The organism is Flavobacterium hauense, assembly GCF_054457175.1.
In genome coordinates this window covers 22,025-36,297 of sequence record NZ_JBTKVX010000013.1, presented here as the reverse complement: position 1 = coordinate 36,297, position 14,273 = coordinate 22,025, and the positions used below count along the sequence as shown (strand labels likewise).

The window sequence follows — 14,273 nt, the reverse complement described above, 5'->3', positions numbered from 1 at the left end:
TGTATTAAAAATATAGTGTTGTAATATTTACTTCGTTACATATACCCATCCCACAATTGGCTCAGGGAAATCCGGGTCGTTCAATTCCAATACAAAATAATAAGTGCCTACGGGTACTTCGGTTTTTTCAGATCCTATTTTAGAAACATCAGCTATAGCATCCCAGTCAGCAGTATTATGGTTTCCTGTCCATACCAATGTACCCCAACGGTTGTAAATTGTCATTTTGAAGTTCAGGAATACATTACGCAGGCCTTCTACAAAGAAGCTGTCATTAAGCCCGTCACCATTTGGTGTGACATAATTGTGGGTTGTTGGCTTACATTTTTTGGTTTTTAGCAGGAATGAAGCTGTTGTATGGCAGGTTCCGTTGAAAAGGCGGACGTAAATACGCGTAGGGTTTTGCTCAATTTTATAGTTTGAAGTATTGTATATAGGGTTAAAATCCTGGTCGGCATCGGGCTGAGATCTATAGAAGGTAACTTCTTCGTTAGGATAGTTCTTAAGTGATTGCGCATAACCCGAAAAGTCAAATGTTGCATTGCCAAAACCGGAGTCGCACTCTTCAATGTCATCAGGCTGTATAAGTACCGGCGATAGCGGAAGATTCTCAGGTTGGGCAAAATCATTATTAGTCTCATCGGTTTCAATTACAATACCGCTACCATTGCCTGTATCATCGGCAGTAAATTTTAATTCAAAGTCAAGCGGTATGCCTATAGGTACAGTAACTTCAATGAAGCCGGGTTCGCTTTCGCCAATCTCAAGCGTATTAATGGTATGTACAACAGTAAGCAGCGTGCCATCGGCATATATAGCTACAGGGGTATTAGCAGGCAGCACATCGGTACCGTTAAAGTTTCCTACGGTATAATGTATGTGCAGCACGCGCGAATTACATTGTTTGTATACATCGTCTATAGCCACAGTAGCATCAGGAAAATAGCAGTCGATAATAATAAGCGTAAATGAAGCGGTATCATAACAGCCGTTGGCATCGGTAAGGCGAACATAAATTTCGGTATTATGTACTGCATTATAACTATCAGGGTTAACAGGGTTGCTACCGCTGTCTGCGTCGCCTTGTGAGATATGGAAAGTAACACTATCAGTAGGAGATGCCTTAAGCGATTCGGCGTATGCCGAGAAATCAAACTCGCCAATACCGGAACCGTTAAATGTTTCACAGCCTTCTATATCCTCAGGCTGAACCAATACAGGTGATACCCAAAACGTAAATTGTGAGGTAAAGCTATTGTTCGTTTCATCAGTTTCGATCACAATACCACTGCCGTTGCCAATATCGTCTACCACAAAAGTAAGATTGAAGATAGGAGGGACATTTGCAAGCATGGTTATAGTTATAGAAGCAGTAAGGCTTCCGTCGATAGGAATGTCGGCTGTCGTAGTAGTGGTAGCAACCAATACCCCGTTTGCATAAATGGCGATAGGTGTATTTGCCGGAAGTATATCAGAACAATCAAAATTGTTTACCGTATAGTTTACCTGGATTACCCTCGAGTCGCAGCTGCTATTCATAGTATTGATTATTATGGTTCCATCAGGGAAAGTACAGTCTATGGCAATCAGATCGAAAGATGCGATGGTAGAACATCCATTAGGATCGTCCAGTCTTACATATATAGTTTCAGGGTTTGAAGTACTCAGATAGTTTGAAGTATCTGTAATCCGGTCATTTGTGTCCTGTGTCTGTGCGCCTGTCTGGGTGTGGTAAAAGGTAACGGTTTGTGCAGGGTCACTTTTTAATGACTCTTCATAGCCGGAAAAATCAAAGATTCCCACATTTGTATTGCTGGCAGTCTCGCAAACGGTTATATCCTGTGGACTTATAGGGTCAAGTGCCCATAGGATTGTATTCCATTCAAACCAGTTATTGCTTTCGTTAGTCTCTTTCACGGCCCCTGTACCTGTACCATCGTCGTCTACTATAAAAAGCAGCTGTACTTCACCGGTAAGGCCTGTAGGGAGCGGCAGCAACAGTGTTCCGCTTTCGCTGCCATTTATTTGTAATTCATTCTGGGTGGTAAAAGTTGTAAGCAGGTCTCCGTTAAAATAAACCGCTACGATAGTCCCGGCAGGCAGTGGGGCAGTACTGTTATCGTTATGAACAGTATAGCTTACCTGAAGCGTTTGCGCGGCACAGTCTTTAAATTCATCGTCTATGGTTATAGTAGCATCAGGAAGTTCGCTGTTAAGCTTAGTAACGATACAGTTTACCATTACAAAATCCCGTCCTGATGATAGTTCTATTTCAGCTGTTTCATCGCCGGGTGCGATATAGTTTTCGATATTATAGATGTCAAGATCCATATTGTACAAGTTGGTAGCTCCTGTAACGCTATTAGTACTGTTAAAAGCATTTGTAGGAGGGTTAAGGGCATTACTCAGTACGGAACCATTGATTGTAAGGCTTTCGCTTATAGCAAGGGCAGAATCCCCCTCCCAAGCCATGAAGCCTATTTTTGCCCCGTCGTTATCTACAACATTAAGGCTTGGCAGTGTTATGGATATTGCATTGGGCACATACTGCATGCCATCGTATACGTTCAGTTGATTTAATGGAAGGGTACTGTCTTCGTATACGATTGCTATGGCCCATCCTCCAAAATTAGTCTTGTTACTACAATACATTTCATCTATTACCACAGCAGTCAAATCGAGCTCTGACAAGGTGTACGTAGCATTTCCGGTCGCCTGCACTAAAGCAGTAACATCGGCAAAGGCACTAAAATAGGGACGCGGAATATCATCAAGAGTTATAGCGATAAGAGGGAATATACGTTCAGCGGTTATATCATTTCCATTTAGTTTTATATTTAAATCTCCTGTACCCGATCCCGCCCAATACAAATAGGCTGCCACTACGGTTTGTCCTGCCTGTAGGTTCATGTTTGCCGACGATGAGGTGTTTATGGCACAAACTCCAATGGGTTCCAGGTTATTTTCGGCAGGATTAAGGGTGTTTCCAACAAAAGTAAAATCGTATCTGCCGTTAAATTGTTCGTACAGGGAAATGTCAACCTGACTATATGTTGATTGAATGATTAAAAATGTAAAAAATACTAGTAGTCTTATTTTCACAGCATTATTTTTTGTTTAAAATTAACAAATATTTGATAACACCCAATTTTTTAGCATAAACAATGCTTATGAAATATCTTTAAGAGAGTATCGTTAAATAATTTCCTATTTTTACGAAATAATAAGCAGCGGATGTATAGCATAAAGCGATATGTAAAAGAAAACCTGAATCAATGGAATGGCTTTATAGCGAAGTCTAAAAACGGAACATTCCTTTTTCATCGTGACTTTATGGAATATCATCGCGACCGCTTTGAGGATTATTCGTTAATGGTGTTTAATGAAGACAAGCTTATTGCGGTATTGCCTGCACATAAAACAGGGAGTGATTTATATTCCCATTTCGGTCTTACTTATGGAGGGCTGCTATATTCTGAAAAAGCAAAACTGACGGATATTATAAGGGTTTTCGGGGCTATATTGGCATACCTGCATGAGAATGCCATTGAAAACCTGCATGTAAAACTTATACCTTCCATTTATCATAAATACCCTGCCGATGAATTCAGCTATGCTTTATTTGTGGCCGGGGCTTCAATTAACCGTAAAGACAGCCTTGCGGTTGTGGATCAAAAGAACAGGATTCCTTTTTCCACATTGAGAAAACGTACTATTAAAAAAGGGAAGGAAAATAACTATATTATTAAAGAAGAGACAGACTTCAGGCCGTTTTGGGAAGAAGTGCTTATTCCTAACCTGCTAAAAAAACATAATGCCAATCCTGTACACACTATAGAAGAGATTACCTTACTGCATCAAAAATTTCCTGACAACATAAAACAGTTCAGTGTATATAAAGACGGCTTGATCGTAGCCGGTACAACGGTATTTATAACAGATACTGTAGCCCACATGCAATATATATCCGGTAAGGAAGAATATAACGATCTTGGTGCGCTCGATTTTTTATATGACTACCTTATTAACAAAGCTTTTATAGACAAGCGTTTTTTTGATTTGGGTACTTCGAATGAAGCTCAGGGTACTAAACTTAATGAAGGCCTTATGTTTTGGAAAGAGGGTTTTGGGGCACGTACCATAATTCAGGATTTTTATGTGGTCGAAACGGCTAATTATAAACTGTTGGATAACGTTTTAATTTAATAAAGGCTGATGTCTGAAGCTAATAGTTCATACCACAAGATATTGAAATCTGCATCATTATTTGGAGTGGTACAGCTGTCCAATCTCTTAATATCTGTTGTGCGGTCTAAATTTCTTGCAGTATTAATAGGTCCTGCCGGATATGGTATTTTCGGTCTTTTAAATTCTACTGTAGATCTTGTGAGGCAGGCAACAGGCTTTAGTCTGGAAGTAAGCGGAGTTAAGAAAATAGCAGAAAGTAATTCGGTCAATAATATTTCTAAAACAGGGGAGTACACAGCAATATTACTCCGGCTCGCAATCATTACGGGTATTTTAGGCAGCGTGACTGTGTTGCTTTTATCGCCGCTGTTAAGTAAATGGACTTTCGGAGATTCAAGCCAGATTGTGGCATTTGTACTTATGTCGATATCTGTTTTATTCAGGCAGGTTACAAGTTCACAAAATGCTATTTTACAGGGTATATCTAAGTTAAGGTTTTTGGCTGAAGCAAATTTATGGGGTAACCTGATAGGATTATTGATCACACTGCCATTATTTGTTTTTTTTAAGATAAATGCTATTGTTCCTTCAATCATTTTATCATCAGTGATCAGCCTGATATTCTCGACCCTTTATTATAGAAAAGCTAATATCCCAATACCTAAGATTTCCTTCAAAAAATCGGTTGTTGAAGGGAAAGAAATTATTTTTTTTGGAGGATTATTATCGGTTAATGCTTTCCTGCCTGTGTTATCAAATTATTTGATTCAATTGTTTATAAACAGACACGGCGGACTCGAGCAGGTTGGTTTTTTTAATGTAGGCCTTCTCCTTGTAAATTCATATGTTGGTATAGTATTTAATGCAATGAGTACAGAGTATTATCCGAGGCTGGCGGCTATAGGAAATGATAATGCAAAGATTAGCAATGCTGTTAATCAACAGGCTATATTGTCAATGCTCATTATATTACCAATAATCATTTTATTTTTAGGAGGAGGAGAGCATATTGTACATCTACTATTTTCCGAACGTTTTAATGGTTGTATGGCTATGGCTTCCTGGTTTGTATTAGGTATGTTCTTTAAAGCTGTTTCATGGTCAATGGGGTATGTGATAATTGCTAAGGCTGATTCAAAGGTATTTGTAAAGACATCATTTATATTTAGCCTGTTATATCTTGTTTTATGTTTAGGTGGCTATCACTTACATGGGCTTAAAGGATTGGGTATGGGCTTATTGAGTTATTTCATATTGCATTTTCTTTCAATTTATTGTATTACCTATTACAGGTACAAGATGAGATTGTCAAAAGAGTTTTATAAAATATTTGTAATTGGTCTTGTGCTGTGCCTGATTTCAGTTTTATTGAATCAAGTGTCCTGGATTATATTCAAATTGTCGGCCTTTTTTGTACTATTTCTTGTTTCAGTCATATTTTCATTTAAAGAGATTGGCAGAAGAGTAGATTTAAAAAGTATCTTTACAAAGATTAAAAATAAAATAAGAAAGTAAACGGACAGGTATGTATGTTTTCCTTAGAAAAATCTATCGTAAACGAAAGATATTCAGAAAAATAAACTGGATAAAAACTATTTATTTTAACTTTAATAAGTTCCCTTTTGAAACGGCAAAAAAGCTTCCTGTTTTTATTTATGGCAGAGTAAAACTAAGTGATATAAGGGGAGAGATTGAAATCGATGCGCCTATTGAGACTGCTATGATCGGTTTTGGGCAGCCTTATGAATTTAATACTGTGCATAAGGGAACAGCAGAAATCGTATTAAGAGGCAAGATAGTATTTAAAGGCTATGTACAGTTTGCTAAAGATTATTTTATTTATGTAGGGAAAGGTGCATATGCTGAGTTTGGTCATATGTCATCACTGGGTACCTCAGGTAAAGTTGTATGTACCAATAAAATTATTCTTGGAAATTATGCGAGATTAGGTTCTGAATCCCAGATTATAGATACTAATTTTCATCAAATGAGGGATGCCGTTACAGGAGAAAAATTTCCACTCTCTGCACCTATAATCATAGGCGATTATAATTATATCAGTAACAGGGTTTCTATAATGCAAAATACCCATACACCCAATTATTGCACTATTGCATCGAACACGCTTTGTAATAAAGATTATAGGGAGTTTGGCGAAAATTCGCTTATAGGGGGAATTCCTGCAAAACTCTTAAAAAACAATATTACCAGAGACTGGAATACCGAAAGAAATCTTTTGGATGAGTTGCTCAAAATATTGAAGTAATTTTCGATGCTGAATGTTACGACTTTAAAAGGAGAAACTATCACCAAGAAATTGGTGAAAAATTAATACCTTAAATCCGGGCATCGCCCGGATTTTTATTTATTCCACTTTTCAAGATATTCGTTAGCAACTTTTATATAATCGTGTTCCTTTTCTATAAAAGCACGTGCTCTCTTGCCTATTGCAACAATTTCATCAGGATTTTCAATAAGATAGGATAATTCATTAACAAGCGAATCAACATCAGGCAGAGCATTTATTGCTACTCTATCAGTAATATTAAAGTGCTCATTAACTTCAAGCTCGTTTCCTGAAAAAACCACCTTTCCTTTTGCCATCGCTTCAAGTGCATTATAACCCTTATCATAGGAGTATACCTGGTCTAAAAGGATGTGGCATTTATTATATAATGTAACATAAGTGTCGTAAGGAACAGACCTGGTAGTAATTATTTCTACACGGTCTCCATATTTTTCTGCAATAACATCAAGAGCTTTTTCAAAGAAGTCATTCCCTTTTTTGTAATAGTTGACCTTATTAATACCGTGAAAAATAACGATTCTGGAAGTCACGGGAGACGGAATATCAATTACTTTTAAATTTTCGGTGTTAATTGGGAAAGGTATAAGGCCTGCATATTTTGGATGCCCCTGTAAGGGAATGGCATAATCCATATTTCCTGCGATAACCTTCTCAATATGTTTGTAGACAAATTCATGGAGTTTCTTAAACGGTTTACTTACATACATCATTGTAAATTCGCAATGCCTTGCATCCGGATGGATCTCGCACGGCGTTAGAACAGAGTATTTAAACTTGTCAGCAAGCATATAGCTAACGCATACATAATCGTCTCCACACGAAGAAAGATAGCTTTTTTTGTTATGCTTAAAGATGTAAGAGAGTAATTTGGGTTCTATAGACGGGGCGCAGTGCAGCGGATATTCATTGATAAGCTGTACAACGTCAAAGCCGGCTAATTGTTTTCGTTTACTATAAAATTTTAGTGCTATCTCTAAATGGGCAAGATCAAATTTTAAAAGCCTGTATACTGCCTGCCTTATTTTATTCAGAATATAATTGTCCTTAAACAGACTGGCATACAGGAAAATATCGGCAGGGTAGTTTTTGAAATCATTATCGCTTAGGATAACGACCTCATGTCCAAGTTGGACTAATCCTTCTTTTAGTGAATTGTGAAATCTGCTGTACTCCCCTAAAAGCAATATTCTCATAAGATTTTTTTATATTTGACGAAAGTAGCAAATATAGTTCATGCGCCATATTCCGAAAACAAAAATTTGTCTTATTGGCGAAACCTTATCTGGCGGGGGAGCTGAACGTGTACATGCTTTTCTCTCACAATATTTTGATGCTAAAGGCATAGAAGTACATAATGTAGTGGTTCAGGATAAAATTAGCTATCCGTTTTCAGGGCAACTGCTCAATTTAGGATTGTTTAAGGATGAGAAGAATGGCTTTATTAATAAACTGAAGCGTTTCCGGGTACTTCGCAGGTATATAAAAGAACAGCAGTTTGATTATATAATTGACTTCAGGATGCGAAGAAAGTATTTTCAGGATCTTTTGATTTCCAGGTTTATTTATACCGCTCCCACAATATATACTATCCATAGTGGGATTTTAGAATGGTATATGCCAACACAATCCTGGCTGGTAAGACTGATTTACAGTAATGCGTATGGAGTTGTGAGTATTACAGATAAAATGAAAAACCGCATTGAGGGCCTGTATGGGTTGAAAAATGTAGTGAATATCTATAATCCGATTGATCTTGATTTTATCCAGAGAAGGTCTGAAGAGACATTTGAGACGGCATTTGATTACATTGTTGCAGCGGGTAGTATGCGCAAGAATAATGTAAAGCAGTTCGATATTTTAATTAAGGCGTTTGCGAACTCTGTTTTGCCTGAAAATAATATAAAACTGCTTATTTTAGGTCAGGGGAGCTTACAGGAAAGTCTTCAGCAGCTTGCCAGAAAAAATGGTGTCGAAGATAAAGTTGTTTTTAAAGGGTTTCAGGAAAATCCGTATGTTTATATGCGAAATGCCTTATTTTACGTGTTAACAAGTAGGAATGAAGGTTTGCCAATGGTACTGCTTGAATCTTTGGCTTGTGGTACACCTGTTGTCTCTTTTGATTGTTTTACAGGACCGTCAGAGATAATTGACGATAAAGAAAATGGATTACTTATAGAAGATCAGGATATTGAGAAGCTTGTCGAAGGAATTAACCTGATGTTTAATGATAAGGAGCTGTATGCAAAATGCAAACAAAATGCAAAAGCAAGTATTGCTAAATTTTCTTTGGAAAAAATAGGCCGGGATTGGCTGAAATTCCTTAAAATTGATGTTAAATAAATATAATGGATATACAGATCATAAACATCCCTAAGTTTGAGGATTATACCGGAAATGTGGGAGTTATAGAGAAGGGTACAATGCCTTTTGAGCCTAAGAGAATATTTTATCTGTATAATATTTTGGGGGATTCCAAAAGGGGAGAACATGCTCATAAAGAACTAAAACAGTTTTTGATAGCGGTTTCAGGTAGTTTTGATTTTACAGTAACAGACGGCACAAATAAGGAAATTATAAAACTGGATTCTCCGGATAAGGGTTTGCTTGTAAACCCGGGTTTATGGGGTGAACTCTCTAATTTTTCGCAGGGAACTGTGTGTATGGTACTGGCTTCTGATGTATATGATGAAAGTGACTATATAAGAAACTACAGTGACTACCTTGAATATGTAAAAGCTAATAAGTAGTTGGATTAATCCCTTTTCTGATAAGGACAGTCTTCATTTTTTTTATGAATTTTAATAGAAATACAGGGGCATACAGTAATACTGTTTGTTTATAATTCAAATTGCTGAGCTGTATTGCTTTTAGCATCTTTTGGTAGTTAGCAACGTCACCGGCGAGCTTATATCTGTTTGCCATTGTGTACCTGTGAAAATCCAGATATTTTTTTAGAGCTGCATTTTCAGGATTTGACTTTTCATAATAGTCGTGATCAATGATTGTTTTCCCCTTAAGGGATGAATGGGTAATCTGATTCTCTGAAAACATTGTGATATCTGCCAATGGCTCATCAATGTAGGCTAATACTCCTGTGAGGTTGGCCTTAACATTAAAGTCAATATCTTCGCCCATGTTAATTTCTTCTTTGAAGTAGCCTACTTTCTCAAAAATATTTTTTTTGAAACTTATGCTTGAATAGCAATAAATATGTTTGTGGATTCCTGATTTGAAAAAATTGTCAATCAATCCTGTTTTCAGTCCGGTAGGATGTTTAATTATTACATTGTTTGGATAAACTTCGCAGTAATTTGATCCATAAATATCGGCTTCAGGGTAATTTATAATGAGCTGATGAATTTTCTCTAAAAATTGAGGTTTCCAAAGGTCGTCGGCATCCAGGAAGGCAACGTAATCAGCAGTCGCATTTTTTATTCCTGTATTCCTGGAAGCAGAAAGGCCGCTGTTTTTCTCATGGTTCACAATACGAATTCTGCTATCGTAAACGGCTTGCGCAATAGAAAGGCTGTTGTCTGTCGAAACATCATTGATAATAATAATCTCGAAGTCAGTAAAAGTTTGTGCTAAAACACTTTGTAGCGTAGCAGCAATATAATTTTCTTTATTGTACAGCGGTATTACTACTGAGAAGAAGGGCATAAGTGTTATTTAAGTGTACAAATATAACCAAGCCTGTAAATATCAAGGCAAAAAAGATTTGGGTCTTTTTTCAGGATCATTTTTCGGAGTAATGGTTCGGTTATTTTAAAGCCAAGAGATACTAATCCTGTAAGTCTGTATTTTTTTAGTTTTTTGTAATGTTTCAATAACCCGTTTATATTCTCTATACCATCAGCGTTGGCAAGAAATTGCTTTCTGCTTTCAACGGCCTGTAAGGATTTTTTAAAAAACACATCATTATCTTCCAGCCCTAAATGGTATACCGGATTATCTATATGCACAATAGCTACATTATTTTTATAAAGTTGGTAGCTAAAATATATATCCATCCCATAAAGGTTGTGGCTTTGCGGGTAATTATATTTAAGGAATATGTCTTTTTTAATCATCAGGTTACCTGATAAAATAGCCCCATAAGGATTTTTAGTTCTCTCTATGGCGGTTACTTCTTCCCTTAGGCGTCCGTATTTATGACGTAATTCTTTGTTTGCTTCAGGAGTTTCATCAATATAAGCAACACCTCCTAATACGACATCGTTGGTGATAGTAAGAATGTAGTTTTTAATAAAATCAGGCGATACTGGAATTACGTCAGAATCTAAAAATAATAGTGAATCATAGCGGGCGGCTTCTGCAAGTTTTTTACGGGTAAGGGTACGCCCCAGATTTTTTTCGTTTTTTAGGTAAATTATGTTTTCACTTGTTATCTCAGGTAAAAAGTATTCTGTTGAAGCATCATCCAGTACAATTATCTCGAAGACAATACTTTCTTCTATACATTGGTTGTATAGCTTAGTTACAAGTGAATTTACATTGTAATTGTATGTAGGAATGAGAATGGAAAGCATAAGGGTTATTTGTTACAAATGTAATAAGATATATCTGGATTTTATAAACTCTCAAATTTACACAAAGAAAATATTTATTATTTAATTTTAAATTAAATCTCAACTAAATGTAATTATTTTCTGACTTAAATTTTAACACAACATTAACTTTTACTTGTTAATTTAAAGTTAATATCCTGTAGATTTGTAGTTGTAAACCAATTATTTAAATTATGAAAACAAAACTTTTTATTTCAGGTATGCTGCTTTTTGCAGTTCCTCACATCAATGCGCAAACAACAGCTACAACTACAAAAACGACCCATGGAGAAGAGAGTGGGCAGCTCTTTGGGCCAAATGTACATATAGGCTATCAGGCAGGTAATGCAAGCTCTGGTAATCCAAACCCAACAGGAATAGTAGTTGGAATAATTCCTTCAAACAACTCCTTTGTAGGTTATCAGGCAGGAAAAGCTAATTACAATGGTTCAAATAATACTTTTTTAGGTTTCCAGGCAGGTATACTCAATTATAATGCCGACAAGAATGTGTTTTTAGGAGCTATAGCAGGTGCAAAAAATACAAGTGGCGAGTACAACGTTTTTACAGGATATGCTGCTGGTAACAGTAATGTTTCCGGAGGCAATAATACATTTACAGGATACAATTGTGGATTTAAAAATACCGCTTCTAATAATTGTTTTTATGGATACCAGTCTGGCTATAATACAACTACTGGGGGTAGTAATATATTTATCGGTTCTGGAAGTGGTCATGCTAACAGTACAGGTTCCGATAATGTTTTTTCAGGAACTTATTCAGGTGTTTCTAATACCCAGGGTGCAGCAAATGCATTTTATGGAAATGGTTCAGGTAATGCAAATACTACCGGAAGCTATAATGTACATTTGGGATTTAATTCTGGCTACTCAAGTAATTCAACTATTGGCAAAAATGTTTATTTAGGAGCCGGAGCCGGAAGTAATAATACTAGTGGGGGAGCTAATGTTTTTGTCGGTTTTGAATCAGGTAAATTTGAAACAGGAAGCAATAAATTATATCTTGCTAATACATCTACATCGGCACCTCTTGTTTATGGTGATTTTTCTACAGGAAAGGTAGGTATTGGTGGCATGAATAGTTTTCCTGCAAATGCAGGCAGTATACCGGTGGGGGGGTATAAATTGTTTGTAAAAGGAGGTATTCTAACAGAAGAAGTTAGAGTTCACCTGGCAACCGGTTGGGCTGATTATGTTTTTGCAGATGATTACAAACTTCCAACACTAAACGAAGTAGAAAAGTATATAGCTGATAACGGCCACCTGCCGAATGTACCTTCTGCACAAAGAGTAAAAGAAGATGGGATTGAGCTTGGCCAAATGGCAAACATACAGCAGGAAAAAATTGAGGAACTTACATTGTATGCTATCCAGCAAAACAAACAGATTGAAACTCAAAAATCGCAGTTAGAGCAACAGCAAAAAGAAATTGACGAACTAAAAGCGGCTGTAAAAGCTTTAGTGGCTAAACAATAATTATACGTTTAATCTAAATTTTAAAATTATGAAAAACGTATATTTATATATAATGTTTTTGCTCATAGGCTTTAATGGCTTTGGGCAGGATTTACGCAATTCAAACTGGCTTTTTGGAGATTATGATTGGTTAAGATTTTCAGGAAATCCTACAACTGTAACATCATTAACTGGTAGCCAAATGAACATTTGGGAAGGCTGTGCGTCAGTTTCGGATGAAAATGGGAATCTATTATTTTATTCTAATGGCATGACTGTTTGGAATAAAAATCATGTTCCTATGCTAAATGGTAATAATACATTAATAAGTTCAATATCAAATACACAAGGTGTTATCATTGTTCCAAAACCGGGTCATAATAAAATGTATTATGTGATTTATATTGACGGAAATACTGGATTCAAAAAAGGCTTACGATACTCAGAAGTCGATATGTCGAACGGTCTGGGACAAGTTGTTCTTTCCTCAAGAAATACGGTTTTAAAAGATCACAATGGAGTTGATATTAATGAAAGTTATAATAATGGTTCGGAAAAACTTACTAGTACAAAACACGCAAATGGTGTAGATTATTGGGTTGTTGTATGTGTGAAAAATTATATATATTCTTATATTGCTACTTCATCAGGTATATCACTTAGTAATTCTACAGTTAGTCCTATTGAAATACTTCCAACAACAGATAGAAGTGGATCAATGGCGTCAGGCCATATGAAGATTAGTCCTAATTCTCAGAGGGTTGCAATCGCTTACCAAAATAATATTGATATAAACGATCCTCCCTATGGAGGAGTTGTAACTGGGATATTTAATAATGTAACTGGTCAGGTTACAAATATAAAAACTATAAAGGTTAATCAAAATCCTTATGGAATAGAATTTTCTCCTAACAGTAATAATATATATTTTGCAACCATGTCAGATGCAAGTTGGCCAAGAAATCTTTATATAATGACAACATCTACTGGCTATAGTTTTTTATCTGTAATAAATACAGATGGTAATACTAATCCGGGAGCACTTCAATTAGGTATAGACAATAAGATATATATGGCAAAAATGAATACTAAGAAAATGTGTATTATAAACAATCCTGATAATGCTAGTAATCCTGATTTTATTAATAACTTTTTGACTCTGAGTGGTTCATCCAGTTCTCCTCCGAACCATAGATGCGGAGGATTGCCTCAATTAGTACATTGGCAGGATGCCTGTCCTTCAGATTTAGTATTGACATCTACTACCCATGATGTTTTAGCTCCATCCCAGGATAACCGTCAGGCATCAAACACTATTACGGCATCAAATGTCATCAACAACGGAGCCATTGGTATTTATCATGCGGAAGAAGATATCGTTTTTAAGCATGGATTTTCGAGTGCTAATGGTTCAGTATTCAGGGCGTATATTCAAGGCTGCTCTGATGAATTTGTAGGTTTGAGAACTTCGGGTGAAGATGAAACTATGAGAACTGCTTCTATTGAAGAAGAAAAAGAATTGTTCACTTTATATCCTAATCCAGCTGTTACAAGTGTTACAATAGCTTCAGATAAAGAGATGCAAAGCATTACAGTTACATCTTTAGATGGTTTTACATTGTTTCAGGGAGATATTAAGTCTAATTCGTATGATTTAAATGTAAGTAGTTATCGTAAAGGTATTTATCTAATAAACATCATAACAGCAGATGGCGAAATGGAAATGAAGAAGCTCATAAAAGAGTAGTTTATTTG

11 protein-coding genes are annotated in these 14,273 nt (G+C 36.2%); 7 read left to right on the top strand and 4 right to left on the bottom strand.

Annotation, left to right across the window (positions count from 1 at the left end; all coding sequences use genetic code 11):
- Positions 1-27: 27 nt before the first annotated feature.
- The gene (locus tag ACX0HA_RS10900) at positions 28-3,102 is read right to left on the bottom strand and encodes a T9SS type B sorting domain-containing protein (protein ID WP_458845315.1); all 3,075 of its coding nucleotides are present in this window, start codon (positions 3,100-3,102) and stop codon (positions 28-30) included.
- Positions 3,103-3,234: 132 nt separating this feature from the next.
- On the opposite strand from ACX0HA_RS10900, the gene ACX0HA_RS10895 reads away from it, so the two are divergent.
- The 3 genes from ACX0HA_RS10895 to ACX0HA_RS10885 are packed head-to-tail and all read left to right on the top strand — an operon-like array spanning position 3,235 to position 6,454.
- Positions 3,235-4,206: a GNAT family N-acetyltransferase gene (locus ACX0HA_RS10895; protein ID WP_458845314.1), complete on the top strand. Its 972-nt coding sequence runs from the start codon at positions 3,235-3,237 to the stop codon at positions 4,204-4,206.
- Between the two features lie 42 nt (positions 4,207-4,248).
- Complete coding sequence (locus tag ACX0HA_RS10890; RefSeq protein ID WP_458845313.1) at positions 4,249-5,703, top strand: oligosaccharide flippase family protein; 1,455 nt, start codon at positions 4,249-4,251, stop codon at positions 5,701-5,703.
- A gap of 10 nt (positions 5,704-5,713) precedes the next feature.
- Positions 5,714-6,454, top strand: coding sequence for an acyltransferase (locus ACX0HA_RS10885; protein ID WP_458845312.1), 741 nt, complete (start codon positions 5,714-5,716; stop codon positions 6,452-6,454).
- Positions 6,455-6,549: 95 nt separating this feature from the next.
- Here ACX0HA_RS10885 and ACX0HA_RS10880 read toward each other — a convergent pair whose 3' ends face one another.
- Entirely contained in the window at positions 6,550-7,689 is a 1,140-nt protein-coding gene (locus ACX0HA_RS10880; RefSeq protein WP_458845311.1) for a glycosyltransferase, read from the bottom strand.
- A 40-nt stretch (positions 7,690-7,729) separates the two neighbouring features.
- Between ACX0HA_RS10880 and ACX0HA_RS10875 the strand changes: the two genes are divergently transcribed.
- Positions 7,730-8,836, top strand: coding sequence for a glycosyltransferase (locus ACX0HA_RS10875; protein WP_458845310.1), 1,107 nt, complete (start codon positions 7,730-7,732; stop codon positions 8,834-8,836).
- A 5-nt stretch (positions 8,837-8,841) separates the two neighbouring features.
- Positions 8,842-9,243, top strand: a complete 402-nt coding sequence (locus ACX0HA_RS10870; protein ID WP_458845309.1) for a sugar 3,4-ketoisomerase — start codon at positions 8,842-8,844, stop codon at positions 9,241-9,243.
- Here ACX0HA_RS10870 and ACX0HA_RS10865 read toward each other — a convergent pair.
- Positions 9,233-10,156, bottom strand: a complete 924-nt coding sequence (locus ACX0HA_RS10865) for a glycosyltransferase family 2 protein (RefSeq protein WP_458845308.1) — start codon at positions 10,154-10,156, stop codon at positions 9,233-9,235. The two genes, ACX0HA_RS10870 and ACX0HA_RS10865, sit on opposite strands and share 11 nt — an antisense overlap.
- Before the next feature lie 5 nt (positions 10,157-10,161).
- Positions 10,162-11,025 (bottom strand): glycosyltransferase family 2 protein, encoded by an 864-nt coding sequence (locus ACX0HA_RS10860; RefSeq protein WP_458845307.1) that lies wholly within the window; start codon positions 11,023-11,025, stop codon positions 10,162-10,164.
- A 212-nt stretch (positions 11,026-11,237) separates the two neighbouring features.
- Here ACX0HA_RS10860 and ACX0HA_RS10855 point away from each other — a divergent pair, with 212 nt between their 5' ends.
- Together ACX0HA_RS10855 and ACX0HA_RS10850 are read left to right on the top strand one after the other, a co-directional pair.
- A complete protein-coding gene (locus ACX0HA_RS10855) occupies positions 11,238-12,539 on the top strand; it encodes an FtsB/FtsL family cell division protein (RefSeq protein ID WP_458845306.1) in 1,302 nt (433 codons plus the stop codon).
- A gap of 28 nt (positions 12,540-12,567) precedes the next feature.
- Complete coding sequence (locus ACX0HA_RS10850) at positions 12,568-14,265, top strand: T9SS type A sorting domain-containing protein (RefSeq protein ID WP_458845305.1); 1,698 nt, start codon at positions 12,568-12,570, stop codon at positions 14,263-14,265.
- Positions 14,266-14,273 lie beyond the last annotated feature (8 nt).